The 19,021-nt window shown below is 36.2% G+C and carries 17 protein-coding genes; 12 read left to right on the forward strand and 5 right to left on the reverse strand.

What is annotated here, in order from left to right:
* Positions 1-6: 6 nt before the first annotated feature.
* The 5 genes from CHSO_RS08635 (at position 7) to CHSO_RS08655 (ending at position 4,599) form a co-directional block, all read left to right on the forward strand.
* The gene (locus CHSO_RS08635) at positions 7-642 is read left to right on the forward strand and encodes a Crp/Fnr family transcriptional regulator (protein WP_045494951.1); all 636 of its coding nucleotides are present in this window, start codon (positions 7-9) and stop codon (positions 640-642) included.
* A 342-nt stretch (positions 643-984) separates the two neighbouring features.
* On the forward strand, positions 985-1,779 hold the full coding sequence (locus CHSO_RS08640) for a sulfite exporter TauE/SafE family protein (protein ID WP_045494954.1): 795 nt from the start codon (positions 985-987) through the stop codon (positions 1,777-1,779).
* 316 nt (positions 1,780-2,095) lie between these two features.
* Complete coding sequence (locus CHSO_RS08645; RefSeq protein WP_045494957.1) at positions 2,096-3,508, forward strand: MBL fold metallo-hydrolase; 1,413 nt, start codon at positions 2,096-2,098, stop codon at positions 3,506-3,508.
* 13 nt (positions 3,509-3,521) lie between these two features.
* Positions 3,522-4,085, forward strand: coding sequence for a YeeE/YedE family protein (locus tag CHSO_RS08650; RefSeq protein ID WP_045494960.1), 564 nt, complete (start codon positions 3,522-3,524; stop codon positions 4,083-4,085).
* Between the two features lie 25 nt (positions 4,086-4,110).
* A complete protein-coding gene (locus tag CHSO_RS08655) occupies positions 4,111-4,599 on the forward strand; it encodes a DUF6691 family protein (RefSeq protein WP_045494963.1) in 489 nt (162 codons plus the stop codon).
* A gap of 150 nt (positions 4,600-4,749) precedes the next feature.
* On the opposite strand, the gene CHSO_RS08660 is transcribed toward CHSO_RS08655, so the two are convergent.
* The 4 genes from CHSO_RS08660 to CHSO_RS08675 all read right to left on the reverse strand — a co-directional run bounded on the left by CHSO_RS08660 (position 4,750) and on the right by CHSO_RS08675 (position 8,505).
* Positions 4,750-6,150, reverse strand: a complete 1,401-nt coding sequence (locus CHSO_RS08660) for an efflux transporter outer membrane subunit (RefSeq protein ID WP_045494964.1) — start codon at positions 6,148-6,150, stop codon at positions 4,750-4,752.
* A gap of 1 nt (position 6,151) precedes the next feature.
* The gene (locus tag CHSO_RS08665; RefSeq protein ID WP_045494977.1) at positions 6,152-7,309 is read right to left on the reverse strand and encodes an HlyD family secretion protein; all 1,158 of its coding nucleotides are present in this window, start codon (positions 7,307-7,309) and stop codon (positions 6,152-6,154) included.
* A 5-nt stretch (positions 7,310-7,314) separates the two neighbouring features.
* A complete protein-coding gene (locus tag CHSO_RS08670; RefSeq protein ID WP_084220953.1) occupies positions 7,315-7,680 on the reverse strand; it encodes a DUF3302 domain-containing protein in 366 nt (121 codons plus the stop codon).
* Positions 7,681-7,899: 219 nt separating this feature from the next.
* Positions 7,900-8,505, reverse strand: a complete 606-nt coding sequence (locus CHSO_RS08675; protein ID WP_052480542.1) for a Crp/Fnr family transcriptional regulator — start codon at positions 8,503-8,505, stop codon at positions 7,900-7,902.
* 108 nt (positions 8,506-8,613) lie between these two features.
* Here CHSO_RS08675 and CHSO_RS08680 point away from each other — a divergent pair, with 108 nt between their 5' ends.
* The 6 genes from CHSO_RS08680 to CHSO_RS08705 all read left to right on the forward strand — a co-directional run bounded on the left by CHSO_RS08680 (position 8,614) and on the right by CHSO_RS08705 (position 15,833).
* Positions 8,614-9,609: an isoaspartyl peptidase/L-asparaginase family protein gene (locus CHSO_RS08680; RefSeq protein ID WP_045494979.1), complete on the forward strand. Its 996-nt coding sequence runs from the start codon at positions 8,614-8,616 to the stop codon at positions 9,607-9,609.
* Between the two features lie 128 nt (positions 9,610-9,737).
* A complete protein-coding gene (locus CHSO_RS08685) occupies positions 9,738-10,301 on the forward strand; it encodes a hypothetical protein (RefSeq protein WP_045494980.1) in 564 nt (187 codons plus the stop codon).
* Positions 10,302-10,315: 14 nt separating this feature from the next.
* Positions 10,316-10,978, forward strand: coding sequence for a copper homeostasis protein CutC (locus tag CHSO_RS08690; RefSeq protein WP_045494981.1), 663 nt, complete (start codon positions 10,316-10,318; stop codon positions 10,976-10,978).
* 894 nt (positions 10,979-11,872) lie between these two features.
* Positions 11,873-12,259: a GxxExxY protein gene (locus CHSO_RS08695; protein ID WP_045494984.1), complete on the forward strand. Its 387-nt coding sequence runs from the start codon at positions 11,873-11,875 to the stop codon at positions 12,257-12,259.
* Positions 12,252-14,732: a beta-mannosidase gene (locus tag CHSO_RS08700; RefSeq protein WP_045494987.1), complete on the forward strand. Its 2,481-nt coding sequence runs from the start codon at positions 12,252-12,254 to the stop codon at positions 14,730-14,732. Before CHSO_RS08695 ends, CHSO_RS08700 begins: the two co-directional genes overlap by 8 nt.
* Positions 14,733-14,924: 192 nt before the next feature.
* A complete protein-coding gene (locus CHSO_RS08705) occupies positions 14,925-15,833 on the forward strand; it encodes an AEC family transporter (RefSeq protein ID WP_045494990.1) in 909 nt (302 codons plus the stop codon).
* A 42-nt stretch (positions 15,834-15,875) separates the two neighbouring features.
* Here CHSO_RS08705 and CHSO_RS08710 read toward each other — a convergent pair whose 3' ends face one another.
* The gene (locus CHSO_RS08710) at positions 15,876-16,442 is read right to left on the reverse strand and encodes a hypothetical protein (protein WP_144428882.1); all 567 of its coding nucleotides are present in this window, start codon (positions 16,440-16,442) and stop codon (positions 15,876-15,878) included.
* Positions 16,443-16,573: 131 nt separating this feature from the next.
* Here CHSO_RS08710 and priA point away from each other — a divergent pair, with 131 nt between their 5' ends.
* On the forward strand, positions 16,574-19,021 hold the full coding sequence (gene priA / locus CHSO_RS08715) for a primosomal protein N' (RefSeq protein WP_045494996.1): 2,448 nt from the start codon (positions 16,574-16,576) through the stop codon (positions 19,019-19,021).

A 19,021-nucleotide genomic window follows, 5' to 3' on the forward strand; every position in this document is an offset into this window, starting at 1 on the left:
AAGACCATGCAGGATACCATACTTTCTTCAGAATTTTCTTCTTCACCGGATCTGGTTGAAAAACTCTATCAGTACGGAATCACCAAAAAATACCATGAAGGAGATATTATTTTAGATGAAAATGCATCTATACGTTCTATTCCCATCGTCATGAAAGGGATGATGAAGGTGATCCGAACCGAAGAAGATGGAAGAGAGATCCTGTTGTATTATATTAAAGCAGGGGAGAGCTGCATTATGTCTTTTCTGGGGGGGATGCACAATGAAAAAAGCATTGTAAAAGCAGAAATAGAAGAAGACGCTGAAATTCTGTTCCTTCCGATAGATAAGGTCTCTTTATTCATTAAGGAACATCCGGAATGGTTGGATTATATTTTCAGACTTTATCACAAACGTTTTGAGGAATTACTCGATATTATCAATGCCATTGCCTTCAAAAAAGTAGACGAAAGACTTCTGAATCTTCTCCACAAAAAAGCGGAACTTACCCATTCCAATACGATAAATACTACCCATGAGCAACTCGCCAACGAATTGGGAACTGCCAGAGTGGTGGTGTCAAGATTACTGAAACAGCTTGAAGAAGATGGCAGACTAAAACTGGGTAGAAACAAAATCACTCTTTTGAAACCTACCAACTAACTACAATTCCTTTTCTCGCTTCCAGCTAATAATAAACGCTCACATTCTCCTCCATTGGAAGGGGGGGCAAAAATTCAAAGAATTTTTGACGGGGTGGTTAATCCAAACCACAAAAGCTTCATAAAAAATATAAGTTATGATTCATACTGTTGAAAAGAGCCCTTAAGTTTTATGAAAATCTATGATTTTCATCTTTTGTGAACTTTTATGCATCAATTTGTGAACTTTCTTAAGTGAACTAAAGTGTTAAAAGATTTTTGTGGTTAGAAAATTCTTTATGTAACAAAAGTAGCTGTAGTTCTCCTTAAACAAATCCATTTTTGCATCATAATAGTTGAACAAATGGAAATTATAGGATATGCGGCATCCGTTTTAATCGGTGTTTCTTTAGGTTTAATCGGTGGCGGCGGAAGTATTCTGACTGTTCCCGTATTGGTATATCTTTTTGGAATTGATACCCTGCTGGCTACAGAATATTCCCTTTTTATTGTGGGAATAAGTAGTGCTGTGGGCTCAATAACCTATTTTAAAAAAGGACTGGTTGATTTTAAAATGGCTCTGATATTTGGAGTACCCTCTGTTATTTCAATTTTTCTAACCAGAATGTATCTGTTACCTCTCATTCCGGAAGACCTTCTCAGGATAAAAAGCTTTATAGTAACCAAAAAGATTTTTCTGCTGTTGATTTTTGCCGTTTTGATGATTCTTGCTTCCTATAAAATGATTAAGAATCAGGTTTCCGGAGATAGAGGTGGAAGTGATTTTAATCGAAATAAAGTTGTGCTGGCTGTGGGAGAAGGAGCAATAGTAGGTGTTTTAACCGGCTTGGTGGGTGCTGGTGGAGGCTTTATGATTATCCCGGCATTGGTGAACCTTTTAAAGGTTCCGGTTAAAACTGCGATAGGAACTTCATTGGTTATTATTTCTTTAAACTCTCTGATTGGTTTTTCTTCATCCATCAGCCATGTAAAAGTAGAATGGGATTTATTGCTTTCTGTTACAGCTATTGCCGTCTTTGGGATTATCATAGGATCAAAGATTTCAAAAAAGATTGATGGTAAAAAACTGAAACCGGCATTCGGATGGTTTATTCTGGTGATGGGCATTTACATTATTACCAGGGAAATCTTTCTATAAATAAGTATGCTATAATATAATTGAACCACAAAAGTCACAAAAGTTTCATAACACTTAAGTAAAACATAAGTTATGATTCATACTGTTGAAAAGAGCACTTAAGTTTTATGAAAATCTGAGATTTTCATCTTCTGTGAACTTCTTCTGCACCAGTTTCTAAACTTTCTTAAGTGAACTAAAGTATTATAAAAACTCTTTTGTGGTTATAAAAAACTAAATATTGGTTTCAAAATCCTGCTATGTAACAAAAGTAACTGTAGGAGAAAACAGAAAAAGGGAACTTTGTATAAGAAAACAAACTCAAAAATAAAATAAGATGAAAATAGAACAGGTTTATACTGGATGTTTGGCTCAGGGAGCATATTATATTACTTCAGCCGGAGAAGCCGCCATTATTGATCCTTTACGGGAAACCCAACCTTATGTGGAAAGATTGAAAAAGGATGATGTACGGTTAAAATACATTTTTGAAACCCATTTTCATGCAGATTTCGTCAGCGGTCATCTTGATTTAAGTAAAAAAACGGATGCTCCCATCGTGTATGGACCAACTGCAAAGCCTGAATTTGAGGCTGTCATTGCTGAAGACGGTCAGATATTTGAAATTGGTGATATCAAAATAAAAGTACTTCATACACCCGGACATACATTGGAAAGCAGTTGTTATCTGCTGATTGATGAAGAGGGAAATGAAAAAGCACTTTTCAGCGGAGATACTTTATTTCTAGGAGATGTAGGCCGTCCGGATCTTGCCCAAAAAGCAACAGATATGACGCAGGAAGAACTCGCGGGATTGCTGTATGATAGTTTATACCATAAAATATTACCTTTAAATGACGATATTACGGTATATCCTGCCCACGGAGCAGGCTCTGCATGTGGTAAAAATATGCAGAAGGAAACGATTGATACATTAGGTAACCAGAAGAAAACAAATTATGCACTTAATCAGAACAATAAAGAAAGCTTTATTAATGCTGTAACAGACGGACTTTTACCACCACCTGCCTATTTTGGAATGAATGTGATGATGAATAAAAAAGGATATCACAGCTTTGATGAAGTATTGTCAAAAGGACTACATGCTCTTAAACCTGAACAGTTTGAAGAAATAGCTGAAGCTTCCGGAGCATTGATTTTGGATGTGAGAAACAACAGTGAATTTGCCGGAGATTTTATCCCTCAATCGGTCAATATAGGGCTGGATGGTGATTTTGCACCATGGGTAGGGGCATTGATTGGAGATGTAAATCAACCTATTTTGCTGGTGACCAAACCCGGAGACGAAGAGGAAGCGGTAACCAGGTTAAGCAGAGTAGGATTTGATCACATCCTGGGGTTTTTAGAAGGAGGAATGGAAGCATGGAAGAACAGTGTAAAAGAAACGGATTCTGTGAACCGCATTTCTGCTGAACAGTTTGAAAAAGAGATAGACGGGAAGGATGTGAAGATTATTGATGTAAGGAAAGAAAGTGAATATGCTGCTGAACATGTGAATGATGCCTACAGTAAGCCCTTGGCTTATATTAATGAATGGATTGATGAGATCCAGCCGGAAGAACATTTCTATCTTCATTGTGCCGGCGGATACAGAAGTATGATGGCAGCGAGTATTCTTCAGGCAAGAGGATACAGAAACTTTACAGAAATTGAAGGCGGTTTTAATGCCATTGCCTCTACAGGAGTTTCTAAAAGCGATTTTGTCTGTCAAACTAAAGTTTTAAAATAATAATATAATAGATATGTTGGAGATTATAAAAGAACCATGGCCATGGTATATAGCGGGACCTTTAATTGGCTTAACTGTCCCTGCTTTATTGATAATGGGAAACAAATCCTTTGGAATCAGCTCCTCGCTAAGGCATGTCTGTGCAGCCTGTATACCGGCAAATGTCAACTTTTTTAAATATGACTGGAAAAAGGAAGCATGGAACCTGTTTTTTGTATTGGGAATTTTCTTCGGAGGAATGATAGCTGCCAATTTTCTACTGAATCCCTCAGAAATTACGGTTAATCCTGATCTGAAAACCGAGTTGGCCGGCTACGGAATTACAGATTATACCAATCTTGTTCCGATTCAGCTCATGAATTTTGAAAGCCTATTAACGGTAAGAGGATTCATCATGATGGTAGTAGGCGGGTTCTTGGTAGGTTTTGGAACCCGATATGCAGGCGGATGCACCAGTGGGCATGCGATCATGGGACTTTCCAATCTGCAATGGCCTTCTTTGGTGGCTACTATTTGCTTTATGATAGGGGGATTCCTAATGGCTAACCTTATTCTGCCGATGATCCTTTCCCTATAAGTTTAATTTTTTAAGAATCAAATCAATGTTAAAAGAACAGGAACAAAATATCCGCCATCAAGATGCTGTTTGTGTTAATGAAAGTACACTAAATCATCCATGGTATTACAATTTAAAATATCTGGTATCGGGAATCATATTTGGAATAATCTTCGTAAAAGCTGAGGTGATCAGTTGGTTCAGGATTCAGGAAATGTTCCGGCTGCAATCGTTTCACATGTATGGAATTATCGGAAGTGCCGTTTTGGTAGGAATGATTTCAGTAGGGCTGATTAAGAAATTCAATATCAAAACAATCCACGGAGAACCTATTACATTAACCCCTAAAAAGTTCAATAAAGGTCAGATTTATGGTGGATTGATTTTCGGTTTTGGCTGGGCGATTACCGGAGCCTGCCCGGGACCACTTTTTGCCCAAATCGGAACAGGAGCTTTGGCAGTATCTGCTACCCTTTTAAGTGCCATTGCCGGAACCTGGGTCTATGGTTATTTCAGAGATAAACTACCTCATTAATACTTAGATTCAGTAATGAAAATCGTAGATTTTCAGAAACTTAAGTGCACTGTTTACCCATAAAATCTTTGCTTAAAAACAACTTAAGCGTTAAATATTCAAAAACAAAAAAAGACAGCGAATATTCATTCGTTGTCTTTCCGTACAAAATTATGAAAAAATGAAGTTTTGGGCACCCAGAGCCATATAAAGATTGATGCGTTCCATCTTATCCTGAAGTTCCAGGTTGATGAGGTTCATCTCATTCTTGAGAAGATCCCGTTGCTTCCTGATCAACATGAAACTGTTATTGGTTCCTACTTTAATTTGTTTTTCAGTGAGGCTGATATTGTTTTTCAGTTCATTGATGGCTTTACGGTTAAAACCGCTCTGCTTTTCAATAGAATTAAGGTTGGCTAATGATGATTCCACTTCATTCAATGCATTCAGAACTGCTTTTGAATATTCCTCAACAACCTGTTTTTGTTGATAATTTTTTATTTCCACATTCTTTTTAAGCTTTCCGCTATTGAAAACAGGAGAAACCAAACCACCACCTACTCTCAGTAAAGGATTCGTAAATAATGAATTAATAGATTCCACATTACTGCCTGCTGTTCCCAGTGAAGAACTGATCGTAAGAGAAGGAAGTCTTGCTGCATTAGCCTGCTGAACCTCATAAAAAGCCTTTTCTATCTGAAAATGATAAGCCTGTATATCAGATCTGCTTTCTAAAAGCTCCAATGGAAAAGAAGAAGGAATGTTATTTTGTACAGGATTAAAAGAACTCTGTGTGGTTAATTTCCCTTCAGGATATTTTCCGGTAAGAAGCTCAAGAGATCTTCTGGACTGTGTATTGGCGTTCCTGATCTTTTCCAGATATCCTTCCAAAGAAATAATTTCTGCAGAAATATTAGATAAATCAAGAGCATTTGCAGTTCCTACTTTTTTCTGAACCACATATAGTTTTTCCAGTTCTTTTGTTTTCTGAATATAACCCTCAATCATGTTCTCCTGAATGTTTCCGGTAATATTAAGATAATACGCCTTTGCAATCATCGCAGCAATAGACTGATGTAACAGAGTATTTTTATGCTTGGCCGAAAAATAATCGCTGGTACTGGCCATTTGTGCAGATTTATTTTTACCCCATAAATCAATTTCCCAGCTGGCTTTCAGTGCAAGGCGGCTGATTTGGCTTTCACTCACCAGATTATTGGATGTATTGGCAACCGCACTCACACTTGGGTAAAGATTAGTTCCTGCAATTTCCATCGCCAGTTCAATCTGATTAAGTTTTTCCTTGGCAATAACAATATCGGCATTATACTGCATTCCTTCATTGATAAGCGCTTCCAGCTGAGGCGTCTTAAGATCTGTAATCCAATCATAAGAAAGAGATTTTGAATTGGCATTTCGGTCGAAAATCCAGTCATCCGGAATGATAATATGAGAAGCTATTTCACTGTTTTCCTTCAACTGGTTTATGTTTTCTTGGGTAGGTTCCTTGTAGCCTATGCATGAGCTTAGGCTTACAGCAAGGATTCCTGCCATGATGAATCTTTTGTACATATTAATGAAGTTTAGGAATAATGAAGTTAATTTTACTGCTGATACGTACCATTACTTTACGGATAAGATGTAAAGGTTTAATATGATCTGAATAAATAACCGCCGTTCCTCTTGCCCCAACTGTCAGTTGTTTTTGATGATCTTCCAGAACAAACTTGGCAATCATCTTTCCATCCGTTTCCGGTAACTGTCTTGCAGTATCAGGAAGCCCAGCTGTAGATCCATTTCCACCAAGCATTCCTCCGGCATTGTTCATAATACCCTGGCTGGTAGCGTCAATAACATATTCAAGTTTAGCCTTAACAACCTTTCCAGGTTCTGTTTTAAGAGCCAGTTCTACTTCATCACCATTCTTTACTGCCTCAAGTTCGTTTTGGGCAAAGAACCCAATGACAGACTGTTGCTTCTGAATCAGAACAAAAGCCGATTTAAACGGAGCCATAATAGCCCCTTCATTAAGCTGAACATTAGGAATAATCCCATCGGTAGGGGCTAAAACAACAGTTTGAGACAAGTTCCATTTAGCCTGATCCAGTTTCGCCTGAATTTCCGATACAGAAGAGTTTTCTCCATTATAAGAAGCATTAGACTTTGTTTCAAGAGATTGTTGCTGAGCCTGTGCTGCACTGATACGGGATTGTAAATCCTGAACATTCGTCATCGCCTGTTCCAGATCAAATTTGTTGGCAGCACCGGCTTCCACTAATTCTTTATATTGATTCACTCTCTTGTTGGCTAAATCCAATTGTGATTGTAAACCTGCAATGTTTTTTCTGGATGAAGCAATATCCGTATTGTAAGAGCTTACGGTAGCTTTCATATTGCTGAGTTTTGCTTCCAGAGATTTAATTTCCTGTACATAAGGTTCTCTGTCCAGAACAAATAAGGTGTCTCCTTTTTTAACCTCCTGATTCGTCTTTACATACACCTTTTTCACTTTTCCCAAAACCTGTGTAGTGATATCCACACTTCTGTTTCCGACTTTCACGTCAGAAGTGATGGGACAATAGTAATTAAGGCTTAGTATTAGAGCTATAGATCCAAAAATAGGAAGAGAGTATACCACAACCTGTGTGGTAAATGTCCACGGGATCAGTTTAAATTTTTTGATAAGCAGCCAGCAGATTCCGGCATATATGGCAACGAGTAATTCTAACATCTTGGTTAATTTTCAATTGTGTTAAGTTCTTCCTCCTGTTCTTTGTTAGAAGTATCAGGATTATTTTGGGGTTGATTTTGATTGCCATAATCATAGTTCGCCCAGATTAAAGCAACCGGCCATAAAAGGCCTCCAAAAATAAGAGAGAGGAGGCACATACTTTTTATGGCGTTGAGCTGAGGGTGATTCTTTTTTTCGGCTACTTTCTCCGGATAAATGTGAACTTTCCAGAAAAGGTAGATCCCGGCCAAAGGTAAAACAAGTAAAATGAGCCAGGATGCACCGTCAGCTATATTGTCTTCTATTCCTGTAGATGCCTGAACAAAATTGCATGAGAGTAACAGGCAGAGAAATAAGGATATTCTTTGCATAATATATTGATATAAGGTAATATTTAAAGGTAAAACAAGGAGGTAACTGAACTGTAGATGCCAGTCAGTTAGCTTACATCTTCATGAAGATTAAAGATGATTCAATATGATATATTTTTGTGAATGATATTTTTCTCATTTTTGCTTTTAATAAATTGTTTAACAGTATTTTGATGAAGCAAAAATAGATCGAATAAAGTGAGAAAAAGTATTCCTAAGTTATTTTTTTCTTTCGTTCCTTTTTTTATGAACCCTCGCAGTCATCCTTGAAAGTGAATTGGGGGTAATACCCAGAAAATTGGCAATATATTTCCTATTGGCATTTTGAGAAGTGAAAGGACGGGTTTCCAGAAACTCTTCATATCGTGAATGTGGAGAAGTAGAGCAAAGCTGTTCCGTGCGTACCTTTAGTGTATTAATGATCTGTTTTAAAGATTTTATATAAGCATTGTAAATTCCCCTGTGTTGAAATGCCGCTTCTTCAAATTCAGCTTTGTTAAATAAAAAGATCTGAGATTCTATAACAGCCTCAATCGTATATTTTCTTTCACTTTCTCCTGAAAATGATTCCGGGCTTTCCATAATGGCTGCTTCTTTTTCTGAAGGTAAAAAAAGATTGGTTTCATTACCGTTTTCATCATCAAAGAAAAACCTCAGTAATCCGTTGGAAAGGATAAATAATTGATTAAAAGACTGTCCCGGTTCTGTCAGAGTTTCTTTTTTTTGAAGAAGTCTGGGAGTACTGAGACTGATCAAAACATTAATTTCTTCATCAGATAAATCCTGGAAGAAAACAATATGCTTGAAAGTCTTGAATAGGTCCATTACGGGAGTAAAGATAATCAAAAATCAGATATAGATATTCGTTGCACGATAATAAGGATTTCAAAGAAGTTTTTTTTAGATTTGTTATTACTATAATTTTGATATACAATGAACAATAACCGAAGAAATTTTATCAAAAAACTGGGAATCGCAACTGCGGCATTGGCTGTAAATCCATTGGATCTGATGGCGAAAGAATTACCTGAAAACAATACAGTTATCAATAAACCCATCGTTCTTTCAACCTGGAATTTCGGGATCAAAGCCAATGAAGAGGCCTGGACTATCCTTGGAAAAGGAGGAAAAGCGCTGGATGCTGTTGAAAAAGGAGTTCGTCTGGTAGAGCTGGATCCCAAAGAAAGAAGTGTCGGTTATGGTGGACGTCCTGACAGAGATGGAAGGGTAACATTAGATGCCTGTATTATGGATGATAATTATAATATAGGTTCAGTGGCGTGTCTTGAAAATATTAAAAATCCTATCTCCGTAGCCAGAGCTGTGATGGAAAAAACACCTCACGTCATGTTGGTAGGAGACGGAGCATTACAGTTTGCGCTTTCACAAGGCTTCAAAAAAGAAAATCTTCTCACCGAAGAATCCGAAAAAGAATGGAAAGAATGGCTGAAAACAAGCAAATATAAACCCATTGCCAATATTGAAAATCACGATACCATAGGAATGATCGCCCTTGATGCCAATGGAAATCTTTCCGGAGCCTGTACCACCAGTGGAATGGCTTTCAAGATGCATGGGAGAGTAGGAGATTCCCCTATTATTGGAGCCGGTTTGTTTGTAGATAATGAAGTAGGAGCAGCTACAGCAACTGGACACGGTGAAGAAGTGATAAGAACCGTAGGAACCCATCTTGTGGTAGAATTAATGAGACAGGGAAGAACTCCACAACAAGCCTGTAAAGAAGCTGTAGAAAGAATTGTAAAAATCAATCAGAGAAGAAATAAAAACCTTAAAGATATTCAGGTAGGCTTTATAGCCATCAACAAAAAAGGAGAATATGGAGCTTACTGTATTCAGGACGGATTTAACTTTGCTGTATACGATCAGAAAGGGAACCGCCTTGAAACCCCTGAATTTGCAGTAAAATAATACAAGTTTTATCGCCACGAATGCACTAATAAATTCATTTGTACCTAAAAAACAAGAAAATCTTTGATTTTCCTGCGCCTTTGCGTAAACCAACAAATTAAGACAAATAATTCACAGACAGATAGAATATGAAAAGAACGATTATCGCTTCCCTGTTGTTAGTAATAGGATGTAAAGAAGAAAAAGCAGCAACAGTTACGCAACCGGAACCAGAAGTGAAGGAAAAGGTGGTGTTGCACACGAAGCCTCAGGTAAATGAATCGGAAGAAGCGAAAAAATGGTTAGAAAAAAGTATTACAGATTACTTTAAGTCAGATTTGGCTAATCTGGACAAGAATATGCAGAAAATAACCACTAAGGATTATTATGATTATAAAGGAGATGCCATGAATGTTGATATGGATGTGGACGGAAGTCTTACAGAACAGGAATTCAAAGATAAATGGAAAGGAAAGTTCGATATTAAAAAAGCCGGTATTGGCGTTGGTTTTTTAATTGCAGGGCAGGACTGGTCTACAATAGAGGTGACAAAATGCCAGTTGCTATCTGAAAATGAGAACAGCTACCTATTTGATGTGGTCCTTACCGACAAAGAACCGAAAGCAGTATATCCGATAAAAATAAAAGTAATAAAAGAAAACGGGTCTTTTTTGATTGCTGATGTATTGCAGGATGTTCCTGAATTTAATTAAAAGATAGAAAAATAATGTCAAAAATAGAAATAGCATGCTTTAATCCTGAATCAGCAATGATTGCTTTTGAAAATGGAGCTGACAGAATAGAATTATGTACAGGATTAAGCGAAGGGGGAACAACTCCCGATTTTGAATCTACAAAAGGCTTAAGAGAAAAGATAAACATCCCAATCTTTGTCATGATCCGCCCGAGAGGTGGTGATTTTACTTATTCGGATGCTGAATTTGAGCAGATGAAGAAAGATATAACCGCTTTGAAATCATTGAATGTTGATGGTTTTGTATTCGGTATTCTGGATGAAAACGATGAGGTGAATGTGAAGCAAAATAAAGCATTGCTTGAATTGGCTTCACCACTTCCATGTACATTCCACCGTGCTTTTGACAGAGCAAAAGGGCTGGAAGAATCTTTAGAAAAAGTAATTGATTGCGGTTTTACAACTATTCTCACATCAGGCCAGAAGCCGAATGTATCAGAAGGAAAAGAAAACCTGAAAAAATTAGTAGCCCTTTCCAATGGAAGAATTGAAATTCTTGTAGGTGGAGGTCTTCGTTCCTCAAATATTGAAGATATCAGAGAAGCAACAAAAGCCGGTTACTTTCATTCTTCAGCGATTACAGATGGTGGTTCATTTGCAAACCCTGATGAGGTGGTAGCTTTGAAGAACAAATAATTATTATATACTTCATTTGTCATTCTGAATGAAGCCAGAGATTCCCCGTTCCTCGGAATGACAAAACTCCTATTAGCTTTTCAATGATATAGTGTAAATGATTTTCATTTATTGAGGATAAACTTTTACTCATTAATTTTTAATTTAAACGCAAAGTTTTATGTAATATACTTTTATATTTTAAGGAAGCAAAGTAAGGCGGCAAAGCCGCTGAATAAGCAGATGGATAACATTCGCTTCATCATAATCGATTGCAAATCGATTCTTTCTTAGCTCCCTTAAAATAATACGTACTGTAAATAAAAACTTTGCGTTTAAAAAAAATAAACATAGGCAAAATGACCAAAAAGCGATTTGCTTTACAGAATAATAGGTATATCTGTAGAAGTTTATTGTCTTTGAAAAAGTAAATAATTATTTAATTTAAACGCAAAGTTTTATATAATATGCTTTTATATTTTAAGGAAGCAAAGTAAGGCGGCAAAGCCGCTGAATAAGCAGATGGATAACATTCGCTTCATCATAATCGATTGCAAATCGATTCTTTCTTAGCCTCCTTAAAATAATACGTACTGTAAATAAAAACTTTGCGTTTAAAAAAATAAACATAGGCAAATGACCAAAAAGCGATTTGCTTTACAGAATAATAGGTATATCTGTAGAAGTTTATTGTCTTTGAAAAAGTAAATAATTATTAATTTAAACGCAAAGTTTTATATAATATGCTTTTATATTTTAAGGAAGTAAAGTAAGGCGGAAAAGCCACTGAATAAGCAGGTAGATAACGTCCGCTTCACCATAATCGATTGCAAATCGATTCTTTCTTAGTCTCCTTAAAATTAAAGCGTACTCAAAATAAAAACTTTGCGTTTAAAAAAATAAACACACACACAAATGACAGAAAATGAATTATCTTATAAAATAATAGGAGCGGCTATAGAAGTTCATAAAAACTTAGGCGTTGGATTATTAGAAAGTGCCTATGAAACAGCTTTAGCCTACGAATTAAGAACAATGAATCTTAATGTAAAACAACAAGTCGTTTTACCATTACAATACAAAGAGATTGCAATAGACAATGCATATAAAATTGATCTTATTGTAGAAGATAAAGTGATTATAGAAGTTAAATCTGTATTAGAATTACATTCTATTTTCCATGCTCAGGTATTGACTTATTTAAAGCAGACCAACATGAAGCTTGGGCTTCTTATTAATTTTAATAGTGAACTCATTAAATACGGAATTCACAGAATTGTAAACAAAATTATTGATGCATAAACCTTTACTTTTTGCCTTTCTTCTGATTCAGAATATTCTTTTCGCACAATATTCTGAGAGAAGTCTCTCTTCTGAAAACTGGAAATTCAAAAATTCAAAAGATAAAAACTGGCTTCCCGCAAAGATCCCGGGAACAGTTCATCTGGATCTTATGGCCAATAAAATTATTCCGGACCCTTTCAAGGATGAAAATGAGAAAAAAGTTCAATGGATAGAAAATGAAGATTGGGATTATCAGACTAACTTTGAGATTTCATTCAAGGAGTTTGATTATGATAATATTGATCTTGTTTTTAACGGACTGGATACATTTACAGAGATTTATCTTAACGGAAAACTCCTGAGAAAGACAGATAATATGTTCAGGAAGTGGGAAATTCCGGTGAAAGAATATTTGAAACAGGGGACAAACCTGCTACAGATCAAATTTAAATCTGCCGTTAATGAAGGAAAAGAACTGGCAAAAAAAGTCCCATTTACGATGCCTGAATCACCACGAAGTTTTGTGAGAAAAGCCCAATATCAGTTTGGCTGGGATTGGGGACCCAGATTGGTAACGGCTGGAATCTGGAAAGAGGTAAAGCTGGAGTTCTGGAGAAATGCAAAGATTAAAAATATTCAGGTTCAGCAAAAGTCTCTCTCCGATACGCAGGCTGAGGTGTCATTTAATATGCACATTTTTGCTGAAGAAGAAGGAGAATATTTTACCTGGTTCAACTTAAACAGAGGAATGCATAAATTCCATCTCAATAAAGGTTTAAATACCATTATTCTACCTTATAAAATTAAGGATCCGAAGAGATGGCAGCCTAACGGAAGAGGAAAACCGGATGTATATACAACAAAGATTGCCCTGTATAAAAAAGGGGGAAGAATTATTCGTGATCTCAACGTGACTTATGGACTGAGAGATATTGAACTTATTCAGGAGAAAGATGAAAAAGGGAAATCTTTTTATTTTAAAGTTAATGGAAATCCTTTGTACATTAAAGGAACAAATTGGATACCTGCAGACAGCTTCTCTCCAAGAATCACAAAAGAAAAATATCAGAAACTGATTAAAGCTGCCAAGGAAGCTAATATGAACATGATCAGGATTTGGGGGGGAGGAATCTATGAAGATGAAGAATTCTATAGAGCCTGTGATGAAAACGGAATCCTGGTTTGGCAGGATTTTATGTTCGCTGGAAGTTTTTATCCTGCAGATAATGATTTTCTGGATAATGTGAAAGAAGAAGTAAAAGATCAGGTCAACAGGCTTCAGAATCATCCATCCATTGCATTATGGTGCGGGAATAATGAAATTGATGAAGCCATTGTCAATTGGGGATATCAGAAGCAATTTAAATATTCAAAAGCAGATTCATTGCAGGTTTGGAAAGATTATAGAAAGCTGTTTCATGAAGTTATTCCTAATACATTGAAACAAAACCTTACACCGGATAAAAATCTGTACTGGCCAAGTTCTCCGTCAATAGGATGGGGACATAAAGAAAGCTTAACAGAAGGAGACTCTCACTATTGGGGAGTTTGGTGGGGAGAACAACCTTTTGAAATTTATAATGAAAAAACAGGCCGGTTTATGTCTGAATATGGATTTCAGGGAATGCCAACTTTAGCGGCAACAAAATCAATGTTCTCAGGAGTTTCTGATCTGGATTTACAAAATCCAACCATTAAAGCTCATGAAAAACATGCCAGAGGCTGGGAAATCATCAATAAATATATGGAACGGGACTATAAAATCCCGACAGGTTTTGTGAAATATAATTATGTTTCACAATTGTTACAAGCTAGAGGGATGCAGATTGCAATAGAAGCCCATCGCCGTGCAAAACCTTATAATATGGGAACATTGTATTGGCAGCTTAATGATTGCTGGCCGGTGGTTTCATGGTCGTCAATTGATTATTTAGGAAACTGGAAGGCATTTCATTATCAGGCAAAAAGAAGTTTTGAGCCGATGTTAATTTCAGTTGCAGAAACCAATAAAACTTATGAGATCTATCTGATTAGCGATTTGTTGAAAGAAATAAAAGCTGATGTGAAATTTGAACTCATAGATTTTGAAGGAAAGCAGCTATGGAAATCCAATGCCATCAAAGAGCTAAAGGCTGATGTGAGTGAGAAAATTTTTACCATCAACAAAACCGATTGGGCAAAATTTGATTTTTCTAAAGCGGTTTTAAAAATAAGCTCAGACACTGAAGAAGAGAAAGTTGAGAAGCATTTCTTTCTGGCAAAACCTAAGGATTTAAAACTTTCAAGACCCAATATTACCATTAAAAAAATATCACCAACAGAAATTGAAGTCTCAACAGATGTTTTGGCAAAAGACGTATATCTTATCGGAGATGCCCATTTCAGTGATAATTTCTTTGATCTTTTACCGGGAACTTCAAAAAGAATTACACTTTCCAGATCTTTGGATAAAGTGGAAATGATAAGTTTGTTTGATACTTTAATCAATTAAAAATAATGCTTGATATTTTGCCAATGCTGAATTTTATAGATCTGCTTAATCCCCAATAATCTGCGAGAGAAAATCATCATGTCTTATAGGTTTGTACAACAGATAAATCCTAAGTAAGACCTAAAAAATGATTATTTTTCCATTCCCAACTCAAAAATCAGCCGTAAATTTGCATTATATTTCTTTATAGTTATGGTAAATTTTGTTCTGATTGCAGTATGTATTATTGCAGGAATGGTATTCAAAGCAACAAAATCTATCCACCCGGATGCCCACAAGGGGATCAATACCTGGATTCTTTATCTTGCTCTACCGGCAGTTTCATTTAAATATCTGCCTAAAGTACAATGGACAACGGAAATGCTTTTTCCGATTGCAGCCACTTTTTTAATCTCTGTATTCTGCTTCTTTTATGTAATGTTTTACAGTAGAAGTCGGGGTTATTCAAGGCGTTCAAGAAGTACTCTTGAATTGGCAAGCGGTTACAGTAATACCTCTTTCATCGGATTTCCTTTGATTAGTGCTTTCTATGGTGAAGGTCTTCTGAGTATTGCGATTATATGTGACCAAACCATGTTTTTTGCTCTTTCAACATTAGGAATTATTGCAGCAGTGAAAGGAGGAAGCAAATCTGGAAAAGCGAGTGCAGCATTTATTTTTAAGAGATTAATTACATTTCCCCCATTAATTGGTTGTATTTCTGCCCTGGTGCTGTCTCAATTCATAGATTTAACTTTTGCAGAACCTCTTTTTGATAAATTAGCCGCTACGGTAAGCCCATTAGCTTTATTTTCGGTAGGTTTACAATTGAAGTTCAACGGTTGGAAAAAACTGATTCCTCAAATGTCAGCTTCTATGTTGTATAAACTGATTCTGGCTCCGGCTATCGTTTTGGGAATGGCTCTATTGTTGGGAATAAAAGGAGATGTTGCAAAAATTACCGTTTTTGAAGCAGCAATGCCTACCTTGGTAACATCCAGTATTATTGCTGAGCAGTTCAGGCTGAATACAAAACTCACCAACCTGATTATAGGAGTCAGTATTATTGTAGGATTTTTCACCTCTGCTTTTTGGTATGAAATAACCCAGCTTCTTTTTTGATAAATAAAGGTGAACAAAAATGTTCACCTCTGTATGTTTATTTTATTTAGGGTCGTCAGGATTCCAACCTCCACCTACACATGAGACTTTATGAGCAAAATCATAAGTATTCACTCCATTGTTGAATTCGTAATTAAATGTTTCTCCCGAGGCTAAGAAATATGTTGCACTGGTAATCGTTAGTCTAAAATTTCCTGTTTTTATCTCAGTAAATTTTCCGCAAGGAACAAAACTTTCCAGCTGGCAAGCAGTATCTAATGTAGCCCATGTTTCTCCTTTAGGAATGATAACAATTGCCCAGGGATTAGGTACGGATAAATAATTGCCATTTTGGTTTTTCTGTTGCAAAGTCAACTTAAATTGAATATCATATGGAGCAGGCTGAGAAATGTGTAATTGGACATTCCTGTTATCCAGTAAAGAATTATAACAAACAGGAGTTATAGGATCCATATTTAAAGTTATGATTGTATTATTTGAAGTTGCTTTTTTTGCAATTTTTGATAATGTTATATTGGAATGATTTTCTAAAGAAACATCTTCTGGTCCTTCATTATGACATGATGTAATCATAAATAAAAAGGATGATAGTAATATTAGTTTTTTCATGAAATTATTTTTTTCACTAATTAAAGAAAAAATATAAAACAATCCAAGGTTGAGTAAGAATAAGAATGAAATGAGATATTATTTTGCAGTTCTCTCAAGAAACATTTAATTTTACACCTTAAATATTTCCCTTGCAGTACGCTCAAATTGTTTTACCACTAAATTTAAAAGGATCCTTTACCTATAAGGTTCCGGAAGAACTGATGCCTCAAATTCAATTGGGAATGCGGGTTCTGGTACCATTTGGCGGGAAAAAGATCTATACAGGAATCATTTTTGAACTTCATGATAATGCTCCGGATAACTTTGTGGCGAAGGATATTATCAGTATTTTGGATGAAAAGCCAATACTTCCTGAAGAACAGATCCGTTTCTGGAACTGGCTTTCCGATTATTATCTGTGTAATCTCGGAGAAATCTACAGACTGGCTTTTCCATCTTCCTTAAAACTGGAGAGTGAAACGTATTTAAAATTAAAACCTGGTGTAGTTGTTGACTTTGAAAATCTGGATGTCAACGAAATGTATCTTATTCAGGCATTGGAAGTGAGGCAACTTGTTAATTTAACAGACATTGAAGCCTTTATTCCAAAGAAGGAAATTATCAAAACCATCAATTCGCTGATTGATCTTCAGTATATTGAGATTGATGAGAAAATTGCAGAGAAATATAAGGCTAAAGAAGTGGCCTATGTAAGAATTAATGGTGATGTTTTAAACAATCAGAACCTTACAGAAATTCTTTTAAAATTAAATAAAGCCCCTAAGCAAAAAGATCTGTTTCTTCTTATTCTGGAGAAGCAGACTGAAAAACCTGATCTTAATATAAAAAAAGCAGAGCTGTTTGAAGACGGTTATTTTGGAAGTTCTCATTTCAAAGCACTGGCAGACAAAGGCCTTGTTGAGGAATATTATATGCAGAAAGACAGGATTGAAAGTTATGAAGGAGAAATTGAAGAGGTCGAAGAACTTTCTGAAGAACAAAAAACTGCAAAATCTGAGATAGATGAAGCCTTTGAAGAAGGAAAAAATGTTCTGCTTCACGGAGTAACATCGTCTGGGAAAACCCATATCTATTTAGAAAAGATCGAAGAATGCATTAGAGAAGGGAAGAATGTTCTGTTTTTGCTTCCTGAAATTTCACTGACGAAGCAGATTACCCAAAGACTGGAAAAGAAATATGGCAGACAATTAGGGTTTTATCATCAGAAACTGACTGATTTTGAACGGGTAGAAGTATGGAGGAGAATTAAACAAAATGATATCCGTATCCTTGTAGGCACGAGAAACGCCTTATTTCTGCCGTATCAGAATCTGGGATTGCTTGTTGTAGATGAAGAGCACGATTCTGCCTATAAACCAAGAGAAGTTTCACCTTATTTTAATGCTAAAGATGCAGCTCTCATTTTGGGCGGGTTATATAGTGCAGGAGTCATACTAGGCTCTGCAACCCCTTCTGTTGAAAGTTATTACAGAGCCAGAAAAGATAAAATGAAATACATTTTCCTAAATGAAAGATTTGGAAATGTAAATCTTCCTGAATATGAGCTCATTAATTTCAAAGAAGCTCAGGAATCTAAAAATGTATCCGGAAATTTTTCCTCAAGACTTATTGATGCGATCAAGCATACCATTGATGAAAAGAATCAGGCTATCGTTCTTCATAACAGACGTGGTTATGCCAATGTTATAGAGTGTGAAACCTGTGGTTATGTAAATTACTGTTCCAATTGTGATGTGGTAATGACGTATCACAAAGCTGCTAATGAAATGAAATGCCACTACTGTGGACAAAGAGCTTCAAAACCGAGAACCTGCCCGAAATGTAATTCAGAAAACCTGAATGAAAGAGGAGTAGGAGTAGAGCAGATTCATGAGGAAGTTTCTAAGCTGTTTCCGGAAAATGAGGTGGACAGAATGGATGTAGATTCTATGCGCAAGAAATTCGCCTACGAAAAGCTGTATGAAAAGATTGAAGATGGGGAAACCGATATTGTGGTTGGAACTCAGATGATTTCCAAAGGGCTTGATTTTGACCATATAGAATTGGTAGCCATTCCCAAAGCTGATTCCTTATTATATGTGCAGGATTTTAGAGCCGAAGAACGAGCCTATCAGTTGATTACACAGGTTGCCGGAAGAGCGGGAAGAGTTTCTGGAAAGGGTAAAATCCTGATCCAGACCTATAATCCTGATCATTCTGTTTTCCAGTTGATTAAAATGAACAATCCTGCGAAGATCTATAAATATATCCTTACTGAACGGCAGAAATTCCACTATCCGCCATTTACCAAGCTGATTATGATTGAACTGAAACACAGAAGAGATGATAAGGTAGACCGGGCCTCTCAGTTTTTAGGTTCAATCCTGAGAAAATATCTTCCTGAAGAATGTATTTTAGGTCCGGAAAGAGCTCAGATTGCCAGGTTGAATAACTTATATCAGTTTCAGATTTTACTGAAATTACCACGTGGGAAAAACTATGAGAAGTTTAAAAGCATGGTATTGATAAGTTTGAAAGAATTTGATGAAATTACTGCTTATCAAAGCATTAAAAAGGATGTTATTGTTGATTTTTAA

It is taken from the genome of Chryseobacterium sp. StRB126 (assembly GCF_000829375.1).
Lineage (GTDB): Bacteria > Bacteroidota > Bacteroidia > Flavobacteriales > Weeksellaceae > Chryseobacterium.